This is a genomic window from Desulfopila inferna (assembly GCF_016919005.1).
GTDB classification, from domain to species: Bacteria; Desulfobacterota; Desulfobulbia; order Desulfobulbales; family Desulfocapsaceae; genus Desulfopila_A; species Desulfopila_A inferna.
Genome location: NZ_JAFFQE010000004.1, coordinates 407,837 through 427,990, shown reverse-complemented (window position 1 = coordinate 427,990; position 20,154 = coordinate 407,837). Strand labels below are relative to the sequence as shown.

General features: G+C 49.4%; 17 protein-coding genes. 6 read left to right on the top strand and 11 right to left on the bottom strand.

The genetic code is table 11. The features are described 5' to 3' along the window. Positions 1–25: 25 nt before the first annotated feature. The 3 genes from JWG88_RS12800 to JWG88_RS12790 all read left to right on the top strand — a co-directional run bounded on the left by JWG88_RS12800 (position 26) and on the right by JWG88_RS12790 (position 4,849). Entirely contained in the window at positions 26–622 is a 597-nt protein-coding gene (locus JWG88_RS12800) for a carbonic anhydrase (RefSeq protein WP_205234164.1), read from the top strand. Positions 623–654: 32 nt separating this feature from the next. Continuing rightward, on the top strand, positions 655–2,811 hold the full coding sequence (locus tag JWG88_RS12795) for a SulP family inorganic anion transporter (protein ID WP_205234163.1): 2,157 nt from the start codon (positions 655–657) through the stop codon (positions 2,809–2,811). A gap of 301 nt (positions 2,812–3,112) precedes the next feature. Beyond that, complete coding sequence (locus tag JWG88_RS12790) at positions 3,113–4,849, top strand: YgiQ family radical SAM protein (protein WP_205234162.1); 1,737 nt, start codon at positions 3,113–3,115, stop codon at positions 4,847–4,849. A gap of 19 nt (positions 4,850–4,868) precedes the next feature. On the opposite strand, the gene JWG88_RS12785 is transcribed toward JWG88_RS12790, so the two are convergent. Genes JWG88_RS12785 through efp form a run of 3 tightly spaced genes read right to left on the bottom strand, consistent with a single transcriptional unit; the run spans position 4,869 to position 6,934 of the window. Continuing rightward, complete coding sequence (locus JWG88_RS12785; protein ID WP_205234161.1) at positions 4,869–5,423, bottom strand: nitroreductase family protein; 555 nt, start codon at positions 5,421–5,423, stop codon at positions 4,869–4,871. 19 nt (positions 5,424–5,442) lie between these two features. Beyond that, positions 5,443–6,366: an EF-P lysine aminoacylase EpmA gene (epmA, locus tag JWG88_RS12780; protein ID WP_205234160.1), complete on the bottom strand. Its 924-nt coding sequence runs from the start codon at positions 6,364–6,366 to the stop codon at positions 5,443–5,445. A gap of 4 nt (positions 6,367–6,370) precedes the next feature. Then, positions 6,371–6,934: an elongation factor P gene (efp, locus tag JWG88_RS12775; RefSeq protein ID WP_205234159.1), complete on the bottom strand. Its 564-nt coding sequence runs from the start codon at positions 6,932–6,934 to the stop codon at positions 6,371–6,373. A 260-nt stretch (positions 6,935–7,194) separates the two neighbouring features. Between efp and JWG88_RS12770 the strand changes: the two genes are divergently transcribed. Together JWG88_RS12770 and mutS are read left to right on the top strand one after the other, a co-directional pair. Continuing rightward, positions 7,195–7,692 (top strand): metallophosphoesterase family protein, encoded by a 498-nt coding sequence (locus JWG88_RS12770; protein WP_205234158.1) that lies wholly within the window; start codon positions 7,195–7,197, stop codon positions 7,690–7,692. Positions 7,693–7,850: 158 nt separating this feature from the next. Then, positions 7,851–10,511, top strand: a complete 2,661-nt coding sequence (gene mutS / locus JWG88_RS12765) for a DNA mismatch repair protein MutS (protein ID WP_205234157.1) — start codon at positions 7,851–7,853, stop codon at positions 10,509–10,511. A gap of 83 nt (positions 10,512–10,594) precedes the next feature. Here the strand turns inward: mutS and JWG88_RS12760 are convergent, their stop codons facing one another. Beyond that, on the bottom strand, positions 10,595–11,773 hold the full coding sequence (locus JWG88_RS12760; protein WP_205234156.1) for an acyl-CoA dehydrogenase family protein: 1,179 nt from the start codon (positions 11,771–11,773) through the stop codon (positions 10,595–10,597). Between the two features lie 540 nt (positions 11,774–12,313). On the opposite strand from JWG88_RS12760, the gene JWG88_RS12755 reads away from it, so the two are divergent. Continuing rightward, positions 12,314–13,828 carry an N-acetylmuramoyl-L-alanine amidase gene (locus tag JWG88_RS12755; RefSeq protein WP_205234155.1) on the top strand — a complete coding sequence of 505 codons (1,515 nt, stop codon included), beginning with the start codon at positions 12,314–12,316 and terminating at the stop codon, positions 13,826–13,828. 229 nt (positions 13,829–14,057) lie between these two features. Here JWG88_RS12755 and JWG88_RS12750 read toward each other — a convergent pair whose 3' ends face one another. From JWG88_RS12750 to JWG88_RS12720, 7 genes are read right to left on the bottom strand one after another with little or no spacing between them, the layout of a single operon-like run. Beyond that, positions 14,058–14,471, bottom strand: a complete 414-nt coding sequence (locus tag JWG88_RS12750) for a F0F1 ATP synthase subunit epsilon (RefSeq protein WP_205234154.1) — start codon at positions 14,469–14,471, stop codon at positions 14,058–14,060. A gap of 24 nt (positions 14,472–14,495) precedes the next feature. Beyond that, a complete protein-coding gene (gene atpD / locus JWG88_RS12745; protein ID WP_205234153.1) occupies positions 14,496–15,908 on the bottom strand; it encodes a F0F1 ATP synthase subunit beta in 1,413 nt (470 codons plus the stop codon). 52 nt (positions 15,909–15,960) lie between these two features. Continuing rightward, a complete protein-coding gene (gene atpG / locus JWG88_RS12740) occupies positions 15,961–16,827 on the bottom strand; it encodes an ATP synthase F1 subunit gamma (protein WP_205234152.1) in 867 nt (288 codons plus the stop codon). A gap of 18 nt (positions 16,828–16,845) precedes the next feature. Then, positions 16,846–18,369, bottom strand: a complete 1,524-nt coding sequence (gene atpA, locus JWG88_RS12735; RefSeq protein ID WP_205234151.1) for a F0F1 ATP synthase subunit alpha — start codon at positions 18,367–18,369, stop codon at positions 16,846–16,848. Beyond that, positions 18,370–18,915 carry an ATP synthase F1 subunit delta gene (gene atpH, locus JWG88_RS12730; protein WP_205234150.1) on the bottom strand — a complete coding sequence of 182 codons (546 nt, stop codon included), beginning with the start codon at positions 18,913–18,915 and terminating at the stop codon, positions 18,370–18,372. Then, positions 18,912–19,610 (bottom strand): F0F1 ATP synthase subunit B, encoded by a 699-nt coding sequence (locus JWG88_RS12725; RefSeq protein WP_205234149.1) that lies wholly within the window; start codon positions 19,608–19,610, stop codon positions 18,912–18,914. The genes atpH and JWG88_RS12725 overlap by 4 nt, the downstream gene beginning before the upstream one ends. A gap of 2 nt (positions 19,611–19,612) precedes the next feature. Further along, the gene (locus tag JWG88_RS12720; RefSeq protein WP_306793102.1) at positions 19,613–20,029 is read right to left on the bottom strand and encodes a F0F1 ATP synthase subunit B; all 417 of its coding nucleotides are present in this window, start codon (positions 20,027–20,029) and stop codon (positions 19,613–19,615) included. Between the last annotated feature and the right edge of the window lie 125 nt (positions 20,030–20,154).

Genomic DNA, 20,154 nt, shown 5'->3' with positions numbered 1-20,154 from the left:
ATTATTTAATTATAGGAGAAATACGATGGGACGAACACCCAAAAACCGCCCCACCGCAGATGAAGCATTACAGCTCCTGCTGGAAGGCAATAGACGTTTTGTCGCTGGAAACCTGGAACATCCAAATCATTGCAAGGAGAGCAGACGACTGTCAAGCAGCGGCCAGGAACCATTTGCTACGATCCTTACCTGTGCCGACTCCCGAGTCCCCCCTGTCGATATTTTCGACCAGGGAATCGGCGATCTTTTTGTCGTTCGGGTTGCAGGCAATATAATAGGTTTCCATACACTCGGCAGTATCGAATATGCTGTCCAGCACCTCAATACCCCCCTTGTCATGGTTATGGGTCACTCCTGCTGCGGCGCGGTAGGCGCCGTTGCCAGCGGAGTTCGACTGGACGGTCACATGTCTTCCTTTACCGCTCCGATCCAGACCGCCATAAAAAAGGTCAAAGATCTGGAAGGAGACCTTGTAGACAATGCCGCCAAGGAAGTGGCAAAAATGATAGCCTCACAGATCTCCGTATCAGAACCGATTTTGGCTGACTTTGTCAATGACAACAAAGTTAAAGTTGTCGCTGCATATTACGATATATCAACAGGAACCGTGATTTTACTCTAAAATAACCAGCTGATTCAACAACAGGTGTACACATGATTTTGAAGATTTTTCCCTTCCTTGCCTGGTTTCAAGATTATGATACCGGCAAATTCAAGATAGACTTGCTTGCGGGTATAACCGTAGCGCTTGTTCTTATACCGCAATCCATGGCCTATGCCCAGCTTGCAGGTCTGCCTGCCTATTATGGATTGTATGCCGCCTTTTTGCCGCCGATGGTTGCCGCACTGTTCGGGTCCAGCCGCCAGCTTGCCACCGGACCGGTGGCCGTAGTCTCACTGATGTCCGCTGCATCCCTGGAGCCGCTTGCCACCGCAGGCTCCCCCGAATTTATAGCCTATTCCATCGTACTCGCTTTAACGGTCGGTATATTTCAGTTTTCCCTCGGGGTCCTTCGTCTTGGCCTGGTGGTAAATTTTCTTTCACATCCGGTTGTTAACGGTTTTACCAATGCCGCCGCCATAATCATAGCCTCTTCCCAATTCTCCAAGTTTTTCGGCGTTTATGTCGACAAAGCTCCGCATCATTATGAAACCATGGTCAGAGTGGCCCAGGCGGCTATTGACTATACTCATTTCCCCACGCTGCTTTTTGGTGCGTCCGCTGTTGCCATCATGGTGATTCTCAGAAAGATCAATCCGCGGATACCAAACGTTCTTATTGCAGTTGCCATAACCACTATACTTTCCTACCTCATCAACTTTAACAAAGATGCCTACGTCCCTGTTTCAGCTATTCAGTCCTCCGGCTTTACTGAAAAAGTTGAAGAATTCAACAATGCCGTCGAAGAAATTGAAACGATCGGTACCCGGCGCGCTCAGATTGGTGCGAAGATAGATCAGGAACGGGAAAGCAGTCATGGAATGACAGCTGAACTCATCGATCTCCAAAGTCAGGTGGCCCTGCTCACCTTGAAAATGGATGAAGCCAAACACAAAGCCCATCTTCTCCGCTCTGATATCCGCAACATGAAATTTGAGGCGGTCCAGAAAGAAGATTCCTACTCTTTTTATCCGCAGAACAATGCACCTGAGGACGTCGAAACCGAAAGCGGCACCTGGAGGATATCGGTGGGCAATAAGGCATTGGATCCAAACAATCTTAAAGTAACCGGCGGTGGGGCGATAGTCGGTAAGATCCCGGAAGGCCTTCCCCAGTTTGCCGTTCCCGAATTAACTTCAAAGACCTTCTTTAAGCTGCTGCCTACCGCCATTATTATTTCGCTGCTCGGTTTCATGGAGGCAATCGCCATCGCCAAGGCCATGGCCGCCCAGACAGGCCAGAAGCTCGATCCCAACCAGGAGCTGGTCGGACAGGGGCTTGCTAATATCTTCGGATCTATTGGATCTTCCTATGCCGTTTCCGGATCCTTTTCCCGTTCCGCCGTCAATCTGCAGGCCGGCGCGGTATCCGGAATATCATCGGTGGTTACCTCCATCATGGTGGTTATCACCCTGCTCTTTTTCACTCCTCTGCTCTATCATCTGCCGCAGGCGGTACTTGCTGCAGTGATTATGATGGCCGTTATCGGGCTGATCAATATAAAAGGATTTATCCACTCCTGGAAGGCCCAGTGGTATGATGGGGCGATATCAGTTTTTTCTTTCCTGGTAACCCTGTATTTTGCGCCCCATCTGGACAAGGGCATCATGGTGGGTGTAGCACTTTCCATGGTTGTCTTCCTCTACAAATCCATGCGTCCGGTGGTGGCAAGTCTGTCGCTCCACCAGGACAAAGTTTTGAAATCTGCTGAATATTACCGGTTAAAAGGTTGTCGTCATATTTCCGTTGTTCGTTTTGACGGCGCCCTCTTCTTTGCCAATGCCAGTTATCTTGATGAACAGGTGCTCAAATTCAGAAACGAACAACCGGATCTGCGCTATGTTCTTCTTGATGCAAGAGGCATCAATGATATGGACGCTTCCGGCGAGGAAGCCCTGGAGATGCTGGTCAAGCGTATCCGCAGTGCCGGTATGGGCTTTGCGATATGCGGACTCAAAGGGCAGGTAATTAACGTTATGCAGCGCACGGGGCTGTACGACAAAATTGGAGAGCAGCATATTTTTCCCGACAGCAAAGCGGCCGTTGCTGCATTGATCGACCGCATTCATAAGGGAACCGACCTGCCCGAGGCAGGGTGCGGGGATTGCCCTCTGCAGCAATATATTCCTGCAGATCACACCAAGAATTAAGATCACCGCTGTTTTTTTTTGCAAAGACCAAAGCCTGATCCTCCAGAGGAGATCAGGCTTTTTTATTGATTGAAAGCCGAAGGCGATATATAGTTGGACACTGTAGACGTACTGACCCAGCTGAGCTGGACTCTTTACAGTAGTCCCTTGAGCGGTATGAGTACTTTGACGATATGCTTAAAGGGCCAGCTTGGGTACTGAACTGAGTAACGGAGCAAGATACTGATAAGCGGAAACACTCCTGAATATTCCTGTAAATTCAAATACATCGATGTCCCATTCCTCTGCCCGACACCTCCCCATGACTGCGGAAGAATGCCGCCTGCGCGGCTGGGATGCCGTTGATGTTGTCCTGGTCACGGGCGACGGCTATATTGACCATCCTTCCTTTGGTGTAGCCCTTATCGGCAGGCTCCTGGAAAGCAAAGGTTATCGAGTGGCAGTCCTTTCCCAACCTCATCATGATTCAGCCGTGGATTTTTACCGCTTCGGCAGACCGCGCCTCTTCTTCGGCATCACAGCCGGTAATCTTGATTCTATTGTTGCCAATTACACCGGCAACGGCAAAGTCCGCGACTTTGACGCCTATTCCAGCGCCGGTAACCCATGGAGATCGGATCTGCAGTCGAAGATCAACAGAAAGCGTCCCGATAGAGCAACAATCACCTATGCCAATCTGGCCCGGGCTGCCTATAATGACGTTCCCATTATACTGGGAGGTATCGAGGCGTCACTGCGACGTTTTATCCATTATGATTACAAGCAAAACCGACTGCGCAGCTCTGTCCTCACCGACGGCAAGGCTGATCTGCTGATCTACGGAATGGCCGAGAAGGGTATTGTAGCCGTAGCCGCCGCACTTGCTCAGGAGCGTATCCCCACCGGGATTAAGGGCTGTTGTGAACGGCTCACCGAATCCCGTTTTAGCGAGCTGCAAGGCACCCTCACCCCGGAAACGAGTATAATTCTCCCTTCCTGGAATGATATCCAAAAGGATAAGGGACTTTTTCTGGAGGCTGAACTGCTCATTGATCAACATGCCCGGAGCGGCTCTGACAAAATGCTCGTGCAGCAGCAGCAAAGCAACTGGGTTATTCAGCATCCGGCACCTGCCATCCTCAGCGAAGAGGAACTTGATGAGCTCTATGACCTGCCTTTCCAGCGCACCCCGCATCCAGGCGCCGGCGATATTCCGGCATACCGGATGATTCGCCATTCGGCAACTATTGTCCGGGGCTGCTCAGGAAACTGTTCGTTTTGCGCAATTACCCGTCATCAGGGGCCGACAATCAGCAGCCGCAGCAGAGCCTCGATCCTGAGGGAGGTTCGGAAAATCACCATTATGAGTGATTTTTTCGGGACGATCAGTGATCTTGGCGGACCGACGGCCAACCTTTATGGCAGTTCATGCACCATCGGAGGCTGCAAAAGACATGAATGCCTCTATCCCAAAGTCTGTGAACACCTCAAGGTCAATGAGGAGAAGATGATCGGACTCCTCAAAGATGTTGCCGCATTGGATGAAGTTAAACATGTCTTTATCTCCTCGGGATTACGCATGGAACTGCTCCTGAAGACCCCAAGGTTACTCGAGAAGCTGATTACTTCCCATACTCCGGGATCTCTGAAAATCGCTCCGGAGCATAGCGATGACAATATCTTAAAAATAATGCACAAGGAGTCACATGACATCCTGCGCCAATTCGTCAAGCAGTGCGGAATGATAGCACAAAAGCAGAAAAAGAAGGTACAGCTTACCCCCTATGTCATCACCGGTCATCCCGGCAGCACCGAAAAAAGCGCGTTACAGCTAGTCGATACCTTCAAGAAGCTCGAACTTCCCATCCGGCAGTTTCAGGATTTCACGCCAACACCGGGAACTCTCTCCACAGCAATGTTCGTCAGCGGTCTGGATAGAGACAGGAAAAAAATCATTATTCCCTCAGCCTCGCAAAGATCGCGACAGAGAGCACATCTGGAGACGGCTTTTCACAAACGCAGTCTCCGGCAGAGCAAGAAACGACCGGGAAAGAAATAACCGGTTCTATCCTGCTCTGCTATCCCCTGGTGAAATAGGAATTGAAGCTGCACATCTTATCCCGGGGTTTGCGCAGCTTAGGCCGCAGAGTCTCATCCGCGGAATATCCCAGTGTTATCAGAAGACCGATGCGCTTCCGCTCCGGTATCCCTACGATTTCCCTGACGGCATCTTCATCGAACCAGCCGACCATACAAGTGCCGAGGCCCAGATCAGCAGCCTGAAGACAGAAATGAGCAGCGGCGATGCCTATGTCTATAAGAGGAAATTCACGATCCTTGAGATGTCCTCCTATCTGGCTTATCATTTGAGTTCGTTCGATGGTGAGGATGGCAATAACCGGCGCCTGCACGGCGAATTTATTGAAAGAGACCAGCTTACTGTAGGTGGCCTGGGCGACAGCATTTTTTTTTTGCTGATCCTCGATAATAATCAGCTTCCACGGCTGCGAGTTGCAGGCCGACGGTGCCAGACGGACTGCTTCTATCAGAGCATCTATCTTCCAGTTCTCCACCGGGGAATCCGTATAAGAACGAACGCTCTGTCTGCGGCCTGTCAAATCGGAAAAATCCATATGCTTCTCCTGTAATCTCTTACAGATCCCGCGGAGAAAAAGACACGGCATCATCAATTTCGTCTTTACCAAGCAGCAGCATAAAAAGGCGGTCCACGCCAAAGGCTATGCCGGCACAGGTTTCGAGGTTGTTCAGATCCGCCAAAAACTTTTCGGGCATGATCGTCCTCCGACCGCTCTTTTTGTTAATTGCCTCGATTTCTGCGGCAAAGCGCAAGCGCTGTTCGCTGGAATCGGTAAGTTCTGAATAACCATTGGCCAGTTCTATGCCGGCAGCATACAATTCGAATCTTTCCGCAACTTCGGCGTTTCCTTTCTTTTTTTGAGCAAGCGAGGCCATACACGCAGGATATTCATAGAGAAAAACCGGACCGTCAATGCCTAAATTCGGCTCGATTTTTTCCACCAGAACCTCTTCAAAGGTATCTTTTGCCAAAACCTCTCGCAGAGAGTTATCACTCCAGCGATCGAAGGCCTCATTCACTGTTATTTTCTGCCAAGGATGACTTGGAGAAGAATGATCTGTGGAGAAAAGTGATTGCGCAAGAGGCAGAAGGTTGCCAAGCTGCTCGCCGATCTCGGCCAGGCAATGGTGCAGCAACTGCTGGCAGTCAGCCATCAATTCATAATAATCGGCTCCGGAACGATACCATTCCAGCATGGTGAATTCTTCGAGGTGGCGCCGCCCTCTTTCTTCCTTGCGGAAACAGCGGCAGATTTGAAAAATGGAACTGCAGCCCGAGGAAAGCAGCCGCTTCATGCAGAGTTCGGGGGATGTCTGCAAAAACCAGTTTTCTGTAGAAAGCGGTTCGATATGCGATTCAGGGATCAGCACAGGCTGCCGGATAGGAGTATCCACTTCAAGAAAGCCCCGCTGTGAAAAAAAACTCCTGATGGCACCGATAAGAGCTGCACGCAGATGCAGCTCTTTGACAGACAGCACGGTGTTACTCTTTTACGCGAGTCACGTACTGTCCACTGCGGGTGTCTATCTGAATTCTGTCACCCTCTTCTACAAATGGAGGGACCTGCAGTTCATAACCTGTCTGCACCGTCACAGGCTTGGTATCGGTTCCGGAAGTGTCGCCTTTCACCCACGGATCAGCCTTTATCACCTCGAGATTGACAAAAATAGGCAGGCTTACATCAATCGGCTTCCCATCGAAAAACAGTACCTCGACTTCCATGTTGTCCACCATGAAATTGACGCTGTCGCCCAGTTGATCAGCGGTTATGAAAATCTGATCAAAACTTTCATTGTCCATAAAATGATATTCGTCTCCCTGATTGTACAGATACTGCATCTTCCGCTCTTCCAGGGCAGCCTTTTCGAATTTGTCATTGGACCGATAGGTCTGGGTGAACTGATTTCCAGTGATCATATTACGCATCTTGGTTCGATACAGGGCCTGACCTTTGCCGGGTTTGGAAAATTCAAATTCGGTCACTATATAGGGATCACCGTCAATCTGGATTTTCAACCCCTTACGTAAATCTGAAGCGCTATACATACTTTCTCCATATTAGTCCGGCAGCACCGGAGATTATTCTTCAATAGATATATTCCGGGATCGCTACCGGAAAATTTTTCCGCTATCAATATACCTATGTCGCCGGTCGTTCTGCAACGTTTAATCCGTCAAGCCAAAAGAATGGCTTGAAAAAAGATTGTTCACTGCCTGATTCATTTTTCCGCTGCTGTATTTTTTTCAATGCTTCCCGTTTATACAATATGTATAATAGTTTTGTTCCAGTAAACAAGAGGAGCTTCATGATTCGAGCAGGGATTTTATCCGACACGCACCTGGTGGCGGCAACGGAGCAGTTTAAAGAAATTGCCGCAAGAGCATTTGACGATTGCGATATGATCTTTCATGCCGGAGATATTACCGCTATGGAAATACTGGAGCAGTTTCGCCCGAAACCCGTTCATGCCGTACATGGCAATATGTGCGGATACGCCGCACGCTTGGCTCTGCCGCAAAGCAAGATCATCGTGGTGGGAGGATTCACAATCGCTCTTTGCCACGGTGCCGGTCCCCGTCACAATATAGAAGAAAGGATGTGGGCGCAATTTCCCGAGGCGGACTGTATCATCTATGGGCACACACATCAGCCGGTATGTGAAAGGAAGGGCGAAATTCTCTTTATTAATCCGGGCAGCTTTCAGTGCACATCAGCTTACAGCAGCCCGGCATCCTATGCGATACTTACCATTGACGGCCACAGCCTCAATGCGAAGCTCCACACCATAAGGACACTGCGATGAAAACGCTCCGGGCAGCATGGAGAATGGATTGTAGGAGCGGCGACCATCACCCAATCTCTGTAATAGCCGAAACCACACAATTCCCGGGCATCTTCAACAAACCTTCGACCGGCTGCTTCCCGAGTTCCAAAATATTTCTTTCTAAATAGTTACAGATTATGACACGATCAGTAAAGCTTACCCCTATGATGCAGCAGTATCTGGAAATCAAGGAAAATAATCCTGATTCCATCCTCTTTTACCGTATGGGGGATTTTTATGAAATGTTCATGGATGATGCCGAAATTGCCTCAAAAATCCTAGGCATCACCCTGACATCCAGAAACAATAAGGGTGATGCAGCCAGGGTACCGATGTGCGGCATTCCCTATCATGCATCCCAATCCTACATTGCCAAACTGGTCAGGGCAGGACACCGGGTGGCTATCTGCGAACAGACCGAAGATCCCGCTCAGGCCAAAGGCATCGTCCGCCGGGAAGTCATTCAGACCATATCACCAGGGGTTGTTACCGATAATCAGCTCCTGGATGACAGGTCCAACAACTACGTTGCCGCAATCAAGAGAAAGAGCGGAACTGAAGTGGAGGTCTTCGGTCTGAGCCTGCTCGATCTCAGCACGGGAAAATTTCTTGTGGGCGAATTCGAGAACCAAACCGGCAATTATGAAATAATCCTGGATCAACTGTCGCGCCTCTGTCCTGCCGAATTGCTGATTGACACCAGTGATAAAGAAAATCTTTCAGGTTTTCTAGCCGTTACACAAACAGTGCTGCCTGGTCTATGTATAACAGAGAGAGACGAAGGTCTCTTTCATCTTTCCTCCTGCAGGGAAATTCTCCTCGAACACTTCAACGTCATCAACCTTCGCGGATTCGGCTGCGACTCCATGCGATACGGATTGACGGCGGCCGGGGTTCTGCTCGATTATGTCCGGGAAATGCAGAAAACCGCCATTAATCATATAGAGGCACTGACCCCCATCGATCTGGAATCCATCCTGTTGATCGACGACTCTTCGCGCAGGAACCTGGAGCTTACCCAGACCATCATCGGTACCAGCCGTGAGGGTTCACTGCTCTCGGTCATCGATAAAACCTCGACACCGATGGGAGCGCGTCTGCTCAAGGACAGCCTGCTTTTTCCTCTTCAGGATGCCGGCAGAATCAACGACAGACTGGACAGCGTCAATCATCTCTACAAGAACAACCGGCTGCGTCAGGAGATACGGCAGTCTCTCAGTACTATTCTCGACATCGAAAGGCTCAACAGCAGAATGGTACTCGGCAACGGCAATGGCCGTGATATGCTGGCCCTGAAACATTCACTTGCCGGATTGCCCACACTCAAAGATCTCCTCACCCAGTGCAATACCAGAAAGTTTCGGGAAATAGACGATCAATTTGAGACCCTTGCAGAGCTTCACGCCCTTCTTGAAAACGCGATTCACGAAGATCCCCCGGTGACCCTGCGGGACGGCAGGCTGATCAAGGAGGGCTATAATAGTGAGCTCGACGAGTTGGTACACCTGCTGCGCCACGGCAAACAGCTTATTCTCGACCTGGAGGCCAAGGAACGCAGGGACACCGGGATCGCCAAGCTGAAGGTCGGTTATAATAAGGTTTTCGGTTACTATATCGAAATCAGCAAGATCAATGTCGACAAGGTTCCGGAACACTACATCCGCAAGCAGACCCTGGTGAATGCCGAACGCTTCATTACCCCGGAACTAAAGGAATTCGAAAGCAAGGTAGCCAGTGCCCATGATCGCAGGCTCGACCTTGAGTATACTCTGTTTATCGAGATACGCTCTCTCCTGGCCGCACAAAGCTCAAGACTGCTGAAGATCGCCGCCCTGCTGGCTCGAATCGACTTCTTTGCTTCACTAGCCGAGGTGGCCCATCTGCACAATTACCGGCGTCCCACCGTCGATCAGAGCGATGAGATCGTCATAACCGAAGGGAGGCATCCGGTAATTGAACAGGCACTGCCCAGCGGAAAGTTCGTTCCCAACGATGTCTCGCTCAACCAAAAATCAGATGAAGTCATAATCATTACCGGCCCGAATATGGCCGGTAAATCGACCGTGCTGCGGCAAACCGCACTGATTGTACTGATGGCCCAAATGGGCAGCTTTGTCCCCGCCGATCAGGCTAGAATCGGTATCGTCGATAAGATCTTTACTCGGGTCGGGGCCATGGATGATCTGCGTCGCGGCCAGTCCACCTTCATGGTGGAAATGAACGAGACCGCCAATATTTTAAACAATGCAACCACCAGAAGCCTGGTGATACTGGATGAAATCGGCAGAGGGACATCCACATTCGACGGCCTCTCGATTGCCTGGGCTGTCGCCGAACATCTTGTCAAGAAAGACGACAAGGGCATAAAGACTCTTTTCGCCACTCATTACCATGAACTTACCGAACTGGCCAGGAAGCAGGAACGAGTCCAGAATTTCTCTATCGCCGTAAAGGAATGGAACGATACCATTATCTTTCTCCACAAGCTGGTGCGGGGCGGCACCAATCGGAGTTATGGCATTCAGGTGGCAGGGCTTGCCGGTGTTCCGGACAGCGTCGTTGGCAGGGCCAAGGACATCCTGCATGCCATTGAAACCGGCGAGATGGCCGGTGGTGGAACCAGGAACCTCACAACAGCCACGGCGCAAAACAAGAAAAAGCATCCCAACCAGCTGTCACTCTTTGAGACTTCAATCGACCCATTGCGCAGTTATTTACAGAAGATCACTATCGACGATCTCAGCCCCAGACAGGCCCTGGAAGTACTTTATGAACTCGACAGAATCGCCAATACATAAAATATCTCCCCATAAACATTTCCCTGTTAAGAAAAAAGACAACGCTAGCGCCGGTCCATGTGACCGGCGCTCCAGCCTTTTTACTATCGATAGGCCGCTATTCCGGTAACCTCCTGGCCTATTATCAGGGTGTGCATATCGTGCGTTCCCTCATAGGTATAGACGGATTCCAGATTGTTCATGTGACGCATGACCGGATACTCGCCCATAATGCCGTTTGCCCCCAGCATTGTTCGCGCTGTCCTGGCAATATCACGCGCGATATTGACATTGTTCATTTTGGCCATTGATACCTGCGCCGGAGTATAGGTGCCCTGATCTTTGAGCCGCCCAAGCTGAAACGCCAGGAGCTGCCCCTTGGTGAGTTCCGTCACCATCTCCGCCAGCTTTTTCTGCTGCAGCTGAAATGCCGCGATTGGTTTGTCAAACTGGATCCGTGATTGGGCATATTCAAGTGCCGTCTGGTAACAGTTATCAGCGGCGCCCAACGCTCCCCAGGCAATGCCATAGCGGGCCTGGGTAAGACAACTCAAAGGCCCTTTCAGTCCTTTAACACCAGGGAGCAGACTTTTTTCCTCCTCGACAATGACATTGTCGAAAACCAACTCGGAGGTAATCGAGGCACGAAGGCTCCATTTTCCTTTCATGCGCGGAGCCTCAAAACCGTTCGTACCTTTTTCCACGAGGAAGCCGCGTACCCCTTCATCGGTCTGCGCCCAAACCACGGCAACATCGGCAATACTGCCGTTGGTTATCCACATCTTTGCCCCGTTGAGACACCAGGTTCCATCCGCATTCCGTACCGCGCGTGTTTTCATTCCGGAAGGGTTCGAGCCGAAATCCGGCTCGGTGAGCCCAAAGCAGCCGACAGCACTTCCGGCCGCCATTTTGGGGAGCCAGTACTTTTTCTGCTCTTCCGAACCAAAGGCAAATATGGGGTACATCACAAGTGACCCCTGCACCGAGGCAAAACTGCGTATCCCGGAATCACCTCGCTCCAGTTCATACATCAGCAGGCCGTAGGCCACATTGGAAAGCTCCGCACAGCCATATTCCTCCGGCAGCGTCGGTCCAAGAAAACCAAGCTCTCCCATCTGGGCTATAAGCTCTTCTGGAAATTTTTCTTTCTGGGCATAATCATCAATGACCGGCATCACCTTCTCATTGACAAAATTCCTGGCTGTTTCCCGAACCAGTTTTTCTTCATCCGTCAACAGTCCCTGCAGCCCCATATAATCCGTGATATCTCTGGTATAGCTCATTTATGACTCCTTCCTTTTTGGAATTTAGCACCCGGGAAAATGCAGCTAAAACATGATGAAAATCAGCATCAACCGCAGTGTTGCAGGATATCTGACAGCGGCAGAAATAACCAATTTTCCATTTCTCACCGGAGAGTTATCTTTTCTGTTTGTTATTTTTATCCCAAACAATTACTTTAGCAGGTGATAACATTATATGCAGAAAATCACATTATTTTCATTTTTTCCAGCAGATTCAGTCATCATGAATATGACAAAATGATCCGATATTGCCCACTATTTCTTCTTCTCATTTTTTATGCTCTTATTTCTTCGCCGGTATTTTGCGCAGAAAATGATAGAGCCACTCATTCATCTGTTCAGGCTCGTTATAATGCATCGAAATTTTACTATAAACAGCTGGAAACAAATGCAGAGCTTGGAGAGAAGAGAACTTCATGGTTGAAAAGCAGCCGTAATTTTAGAAGGGTATACCTTGCCAATCCCAAATCCGAACTGGCTCCTGCTTCTTTGTTTATGCTCGGTGAAAATTATCGGCGCATGTTTGAGAGATTTTCCCTGAAAAATGACCTTAAGGAATCAATAGGATATTATCGGGACTGCGCTTCGCTCTTTCCTCATCATCGACTTGCCGACGACGCTCTGTTTGCCCTGGGGTCGATCTTTTCCGATAAACTTGACGATAACAACAGAGCAGCAAAATACTTCAGCGATATTGTTACACGCTATCCTCAAGGAGATATGTATAGCCGGGCTGCAGAGGAGATGAAAAAACTGTCCAGCGCTTACGATATAGCCTTGCCGCAGAGCATGATTAGTGAGACCAACCACAAAAAACTCACCAACGTACTCCCGGTCAAGTACTGGTCATCAGAAGATTATAGCCGTGTCATCATAAAAGCCTCAGGGCCTGTGACCTATTCTGCCCAGCTTCTCGAAAAGACAGGTGATGCGCCTCGGCGACTCTATATCGATTTTCAGAACAGCTATATAGAACCGCTGTACCGCCGCCCCGTCCCCGTCTCTGACGGTCTTTTACAACAAATCCGTACCGGCCAGAATACCCAGGAGACAGTCAGGGTTGTCCTTGATATAGAGTCAATCTCATCGTATAAAATTTTCAGCCTTCCTGATCCCTTCCGTGTTGTCGTAGACATCCGGGGAGTTGCACGCCGCAGTACACCCTCAAACAGCAAATCCATCAAGGAACTGCTCAAGCCGAACATCAACCATGAACAAATAATTATCTTCAAGGACCAGAAAAAGCGCAGCATAGTCAGTTCTGCAAAAGCTGGTAATACCCTGGACTCAGGAATACCATCCGGTCCTGAACTTTCCCTGGCTCAGCAGCTCGGTCTTGGAGTAGGCAAGATTGTCATTGACCCCGGTCATGGCGGCAAGGATCCCGGGGCGATAGCCAACGGGCTGAAGGAAAAGGATATCGTGCTCAAGCTTGCCAAAAGACTGGCCCACAATCTGGAGGCCTCACTTGGCTGTGAAGTGGTACTGACCCGAACCAAGGACGTTTATCTTTCTTTGGAAGAACGTACGGCCATTGCCAATGGCAATAATGCCGATCTCTTCCTGTCGCTCCATGTCAATGCCCATTCACAATCCTCAGTGCATGGCCTCGAAACTTATTTTCTCAATCTTTCCAACAATCCAGAGGCAATGCGGGTGGCAGCCTATGAGAACGCCACTTCTGAATTGCAGATGAGCGATCTCCAGGATGTTCTGGCGCACATCATGAAGAATTCTAAAATAAACGAATCCTCCCGTCTCGCTCATACAGTGCACACCACTCTGGTTAGAGGGCTGAACAATAACGACCTCGCCCTCAAGGATCTAGGAGTAAAGCAGGCTCCCTTCTACGTTCTTATCGGAGCCGAAATGCCTGCTATCCTTCTGGAAGCAGCCTTCATTAGTAATCCATTGGAAGCAAAAAAACTAAGCAGCGACCTGTTCCTCGACTCCTTTGCAGTCAATATCTCCCAAGGAGTCAAAAATTATATCGAATCAAACAGTGCACGTCTCAACCTTCAGGCCCTGCAATGAGCCATAAAGTCGGCGGCAGTCATTTTTGCTGATTATCAATCGTATTGAGTTGGTTTGTCTATTGCAGGATTGCAGGATTTGAAGATCTTGAGAAGTCCATTTCTACTGTCATTCCGACCTTCAGGGTACGGAATGAAGAAAAAGTCTTATCATAATCGGGCAGGAAAATATCAAAAAAAAAGGACTATCCCATAACAGGATAGTCCTTCACAAAATAATACTTCGAGTGTTACATAGCTTTTGAGGCCTTTATCCGGGCCATAGCCCTCTGCAAGGCCGCTTCAGCGCGGGCACGATTGATACTTTCACTCTTCTGGGCCGCCTGAGCAAGTCGTTTCTCGGCTCGTTCCTTGGCTTTCATGGCCCGATCAACATCAATCTTTGTTCCGAATTCCGCACTCTCGACGAGAAAGGTGATTTTATTATTGGACACCTCACAGAATCCCCCGCTTATCATCAGGTTTTCTCTCTTTTTCCCCTGTTCATAGGAGAGTAGGCCTATCTTGATGGTCGAGAGGAAAGGCGCATGATTAGCGAGCACACCAAAATCACCTCCATATCCGGGAGCATTGACGATATCCACATCGTCATTTACCACTGCTCCGGTCGGAGTGACTACTTCTAAACGTATCTGTTGTGCCATTGGTATGACTCCTCTGATTTGTGATTATGCCACTTTCTTCGATTTTTCAATGGCCTCATCAATGGAACCGACCATATAGAAGGCATTTTCAGACATATCGTCATGTTTGCCTTCCAGAATTTCCTTGAATCCCTGAACTGTATCGGCAACCTTGACGAATTTGCCGGCCATGCCGGTGAAAACTTCTGCAACTGTAAACGGCTGGGAGAGATAGCGCTGGATCTTCCGGGCTCGTGATACCAGCAGCTGATCTTCTTCGGAAAGCTCATCCATTCCGAGAATTGCGATGATATCCTGCAGATCCTTATACTTCTGCAGGGAAACCTGGACACCACGAGCGACGTTATAGTGCTCTTCGCCAATAACGTTAGGATCGAGAATCCTGGAAGTCGAATCCAGAGGGTCAACAGCGGGGTAGATGCCCAGCTCGGCAATCTGACGGGAAAGAACAACCGTTCCGTCAAGATGCGCGAAGGTAGTAGCGGGTGCAGGATCGGTCAAGTCGTCTGCAGGTACGTAAACACATTGCACGGCGGTGATCGAACCTTTAGTGGTGGAGGTGATACGTTCCTGAAGGGCACCAAGATCCGTTGCAAGTGTTGGCTGATAACCAACAGCAGACGGGATACGTCCCAGAAGCGCGGAAACCTCGGAGCCAGCCTGGGTAAACCGGAAGATGTTGTCAACAAAGAAAAGCACGTCCTGTCCCTGTTCATCGCGAAAATACTCAGCAGCGGTCAGGCCGGTAAGAGCGACTCGGGCACGCGCTCCAGGAGGCTCAGTCATCTGTCCATATACCAGGGCAGCCTTAGGGAGAACGCCTGATTCCTTCATCTCATGATACAGATCGTTTCCTTCACGGGTACGCTCGCCGACACCGCAGAAAACAGAGATACCACCATGATGCATGGCGATGTTGTTGACCATTTCCATCATAATAACTGTCTTACCACAACCGGCGCCGCCGAACAGTCCCATTTTTCCACCAAGCGGGAACGGTACCAGCAGGTCGATAACTTTGATGCCTGTCTCGAGTACACGTACTTCGGTGTCCTGCTCGGTAAACAGCGGAGCAGGTCGATGGATTTTTGACATATTTGTGGAAGCGATCGGGCCAAGACCATCAACCGGACGACCGACAACATTCATGATCCGGCCGAGTGCGGCCTCGCCTACGGGTATGGTGATGGGTTCACCTGAATCACGAACCTCCATTCCTCTGACCAGACCGTCGGTCTGGTCCATGGCGATACAGCGGCAAGCGTTATTGCCAAGGTGCTGGGCAACCTCTATAACCAGATTATCTTCCACATCGGAGATACTGGGGTTGCTTACCATCAGTGCACTCATGATGTTCGGCAGATTTCCGGCATCAAATTCAACGTCTACGACAGGTCCAATAACCTGTAATACTTTTCCTTTTCTCTGCTCACTCATAGGGCCTTACCCCTCCTTAAAAGGTCTAAAATTTATTCGATTTTTTAATATGCTATTTAAGGGCTTCGGCACCGCCAACAATATCCATGAGTTCTGCTGTGATGGCGGCCTGGCGAGCCTTATTATACACAATCGTCAGATTATCCACGATATCCTTACATGCATTCGTCGCATTATCCATGGCGGTCATACGTGCAGCATGTTCACTGGCACCCACCTCAAGCATGGAGTGATACACCATAACATTGAGATAAAGGGGTTGCAGGACATCCATAATCTCTTCTGTGGATGGTTCATAGATATATTCACCGGAAATTTTCTTCTCGCTCTCGCCGCTCTCGATGGGCTGGACCGGAAGGAAATTCTTTGAAGCCGGCTTCTGTTGCGCCACAGACCGAAATTCTCCGTAGATGATTTCTACCTTATCCGAATTTCCATCAAGGAAGTTCTGAGAAACATCACTGGCAATTTCACGGGCATTGAACATCTGGAAGGATCCCATGATATCCAGAAACTGTTTTCTTACCTTGCCTGTTTTTCTGAGAATCTGGTATCCCTTCTTCCCAACGCAGACAAGGCTGACCGTTTTCCCTTCGGCCTCATATTGCCGAATTTTTTGCTCGGCCATGCGAATAATGTTCGAGTTGAAGGATCCGCACAGTCCACGATCGGAAGTTATCACGACAAGTTCAACCTGTTTGACCTCACGAACTTCCATGAGCGGAAAACTTGTGGTATTGGCACCTCCGGACAGATTGGACATAGCCTCGTTGAACTTCGAGGTGTATGGCCGGAAGGCTTCCATTTTCTCTTGGGCACCCCGCAGTTTTGCCGAGGCGACCATATTCATGGCTTTGGTGATCTGGGCGGTCTTTTTAACTCCCTGGATCTTTGTTTGCACGTCTTTTAAACTGGGCATAGCTGGACCTATCTTTGATTAGTTAAGACCTTTGGTTGCCTTGAATGTTTCACCAAAGCTGGTCAGTGCTTTATTCAGTTTCTCTTTGATTGGATCAGTGAACTCTTCCTGCGCTTTCAAATCGGCAAAGATTGATGGATCGTTTGATTCGATATAGTTATAGAGTTCCTGCTCATAGTCGGCCAATGTGTTGACAGGCAGCTTATCCAGGTAACCATTGGCACCGGCATAAATTATGGTAACCTGCTTTTCCATAGGCAGTGGTTGGTACTGGGGCTGCTTGAGTATTTCAACAAGTCTCTCGCCTCTGGTGAGCTGCGCCTGGGTTTTGGCATCAAGATCGGATCCGAAGGCGGCAAAGGCTGCCAGCTCACGGAACTGAGCAAGATCAAGACGGAGCGTACCGGCTACCTGCTTCATGGCTTTTACCTGGGCGGCTCCACCAACACGCGATACGGAGAGTCCAACGTTAATTGCAGGACGCACACCGGAGAAGAACAGGTTTGGCTCGAGATAGACCTGGCCGTCGGTAATGGAGATAACGTTTGTCGGAATGAAGGCCGAAACGTCACCGGCCTGGGTCTCGATGATCGGCAGTGCGGTAAGCGATCCGGCACCGAGTTCGTCATTCAATTTGGAAGCACGTTCGAGGAGCCTGGAATGGTTAAAGAAAATATCGCCAGGATAGGCTTCACGTCCGGGAGGACGACGAAGCAGCAGGGAAAGCTCACGATAAGCAACGGCCTGTTTGGAGAGATCGTCATAAATGATCAGGGCGTGTTGGCCGTTGTCTCTGTAATACTCACCCATGGCGCAACCGGCAAAAGGTGCGATGTACTGCATAGGCGCGGGATCGGAAGCACAGGCGGCAACGACTGTGGTATATTCCATGGCACCATGCTTTCTCAGTGCTTCAACCACCAGGGCAACAGTGGATTTCTTCTGACCGACGGCAACGTAAATACAATGAATATCAGTATCCTTCTGGGCGATAATGGCATCGACGCAAAGAGAGGTTTTACCGATCTGGCGATCGCCGATGATCAGTTCACGCTGACCACGTCCGACAGGAGTCATGGCGTCAACTGCTTTGGCGCCGGTATAGCAGGGCTCGTGTACCCCTTTACGGGCGATAACACCAGGGGCGAGAACTTCGATCTTGGAGGTAAGCTTGGTATCGATCGGGCCCAGACCGTCTATAGGGAAACCGATGCCGTCAACAACACGGCCGTCCATTTCAGGTCCAACGGGAACCTCGGCAATACGGCCGGTCCGCTTGACGATGTCGCCTTCCTTGATCATATCGACACTGCCCAATACGGCACAGCCGACATTGTCCTGCTCAAGGTTGAGCGCCAGTCCCATAATACCTCCCGGGAACTCAAGGAGTTCCAGGGCCATACAGTTCTGCACTCCGTAGACACGGGCAATACCATCACCGACAGAGATTACGGTCCCCGTCTCGTTCAGGTCAATGCTTGTCTCGTACTCCCCAATCTGGTCTTTGATAATCTGACTAATTTCTTCGGCTTTGATCTGCATCTATTCTCTCCCCTTAATGGAATCTTTTAAACCTGCAAGCTGTGTTTTAATACTGCCGTCCAGAACTAAATCTCCTACCTTAGCTACAATTCCACCAATAAGGGATGGATCAACACTGGTAGACAGTTCCACCTTCTTGCCTGTTAATTTTTCTAGTGCCGCCTGAATCTTGGCCTGCAATTCATCACTCAACTCAACTGCTGAAGTCACCGAACCATGACTGATGTTCTTCTCTTCATCAACCATGATTTTATATTCCTCTGCAATCTCGGGCAGAATTTCAGCACGTCTCTTTTCTACCAGCAGATTGAGGAAATTAGCTGACACCTTATCAACTCCGATGGAGTTGATTAAACCTGCCATTACCTTCTCTCTGACATCAATTGGATAGAGGGGATTAGTCAGAGCATCAGCAACTTCCGGAGTAGATGTATAAAGCCCGGCAACTCCCTGAAGAGTTTCGTTATAGGCTTCATACGCATCGTTTTCTTTGCCAACGGCAAACAAGGCCTTGGCGTATCGTCGCGCTAGTATTGTATGTTTCACTGTACGGCCCCTACTTTATCTAGGTAATCTTCGATAATCTTCACCTGATCCTCAGATGTAAGATTCTTAACGATTAATTGCTCAGCCATGGCAGCAGCCTGATCGGCGATATCGTTTTTCAGTTGACGACGTCCAATCATGATTTCATTCTGGACTGACATTTCAGCCTGGCGCTTGATATCTTTAGCGGCCTGTTCGGCTTTCTCAATGATTTTTGCTTTTTCAATTTCAGCCTGGGCAATCGCCTTATCGACTATGGTATCGATTTCCCGTTCCATCCCGGCAAGTTTGGCCTCAAAGTCACGATAGGTCTTTTCCGCCTCGACTTTCCTGGCTTCCAGATCTTCGATGTCGTCCTTTATTTTTTGCTGACGACCAGCCAGGCCGGATGCAATCGGTTTGGCACCGAATTTAACAAGTATGAATACCAACACGGCGAAGTTGAGAATTCGGAAAAACAAATCCCAAAGTTTATCCGGGGCCAGACTGCCTCCGCCATGGGCTTCAGTTGTTGCGCCTTCGGCCGCATGTCCATCTTCAACTGCTAGGGCTGTACTGGCGACGCCATGACCTGCACTCTCCACCGCAGCATGACTATCCCCGCTTACTGCCCATACGTTACCGACAGATAGGGAGAAACAAAGTGCCACTGCAACCAGGAACAATCCGCTGGTAATGTGCTTTACTCCTCTCATTTTTAGAGACTCCTTCCAAGAATTTTTCCGGCCATGTCGGATGCAAAACCCGCGAGATTCTCCTGGAGATTCTTTCCAGCAGTATCTATCTGGGTTTTCATATCCGTCATCTTCTTCTGCTTCTCCGCCTCGACTTCCGCTTTTATGGCAGAAAGCTTTTCATTTCCTGCCGCGGCAGCCTCTGCCCGTGCAGAATCCAACGCCGCCTTTGCCTTACCGGATGCAAGGGCCATTTTTTTATCTACTTCCTCCTGGCGGAGACCTGCGTCTTTCTTAAATCTTTCGATTTCCTGCTGTGTTCCTCTCATTTTTTCAGATCTTTGGCGCAAGATCCCAAGTACGGGTTTGTACAGAACTTTGTTCAGAAGAAACATCAGGATAATGATGTTTATCATCTGAAAAACTAAGGTGATGTCCATCGTAATCATGTTTACACGCTCCCGATCGGCTTAGATAAAAACATTTAACATCCGGTTTCCCGAATGACGACATATTGAAGAAGACGTACTTGTACAAGTAAAAAAAGTGGAGAATGAATCGCCAT

Excerpts from the sequence above, each read along its gene's own strand:
- JWG88_RS12795 (WP_205234163.1), top strand. The coding sequence starts at position 655 with ATGATTTTGAAGATTTTTCCCTTCCTTGCCTGGTTTCAAGATTATGAT.
- JWG88_RS12785 (WP_205234161.1), bottom strand. The coding sequence starts at position 5,423 with ATGGATTTTTCCGATTTGACAGGCCGCAGACAGAGCGTTCGTTCTTAT.
- JWG88_RS12755 (WP_205234155.1), top strand. The coding sequence starts at position 12,314 with ATGTTTGAGAGATTTTCCCTGAAAAATGACCTTAAGGAATCAATAGGA.
- atpA (WP_205234151.1), bottom strand. The coding sequence starts at position 18,369 with ATGCAGATCAAAGCCGAAGAAATTAGTCAGATTATCAAAGACCAGATT.
- atpG (WP_205234152.1), bottom strand. The coding sequence starts at position 16,827 with ATGCCCAGTTTAAAAGACGTGCAAACAAAGATCCAGGGAGTTAAAAAG.
- JWG88_RS12750 (WP_205234154.1), bottom strand. The coding sequence starts at position 14,471 with ATGGCACAACAGATACGTTTAGAAGTAGTCACTCCGACCGGAGCAGTG.
- mutS (WP_205234157.1), top strand. The coding sequence starts at position 7,851 with ATGACACGATCAGTAAAGCTTACCCCTATGATGCAGCAGTATCTGGAA.
- efp (WP_205234159.1), bottom strand. The coding sequence starts at position 6,934 with ATGTATAGCGCTTCAGATTTACGTAAGGGGTTGAAAATCCAGATTGAC.
- JWG88_RS12725 (WP_205234149.1), bottom strand. The coding sequence starts at position 19,610 with ATGAGAGGAGTAAAGCACATTACCAGCGGATTGTTCCTGGTTGCAGTG.
- JWG88_RS12770 (WP_205234158.1), top strand. The coding sequence starts at position 7,195 with ATGATTCGAGCAGGGATTTTATCCGACACGCACCTGGTGGCGGCAACG.
- atpD (WP_205234153.1), bottom strand. The coding sequence starts at position 15,908 with ATGAGTGAGCAGAGAAAAGGAAAAGTATTACAGGTTATTGGACCTGTC.
- JWG88_RS12800 (WP_205234164.1), top strand. The coding sequence starts at position 26 with ATGGGACGAACACCCAAAAACCGCCCCACCGCAGATGAAGCATTACAG.
- JWG88_RS12720 (WP_306793102.1), bottom strand. The coding sequence starts at position 20,029 with ATGGACATCACCTTAGTTTTTCAGATGATAAACATCATTATCCTGATG.
- JWG88_RS12790 (WP_205234162.1), top strand. The coding sequence starts at position 3,113 with ATGACTGCGGAAGAATGCCGCCTGCGCGGCTGGGATGCCGTTGATGTT.
- JWG88_RS12760 (WP_205234156.1), bottom strand. The coding sequence starts at position 11,773 with ATGAGCTATACCAGAGATATCACGGATTATATGGGGCTGCAGGGACTG.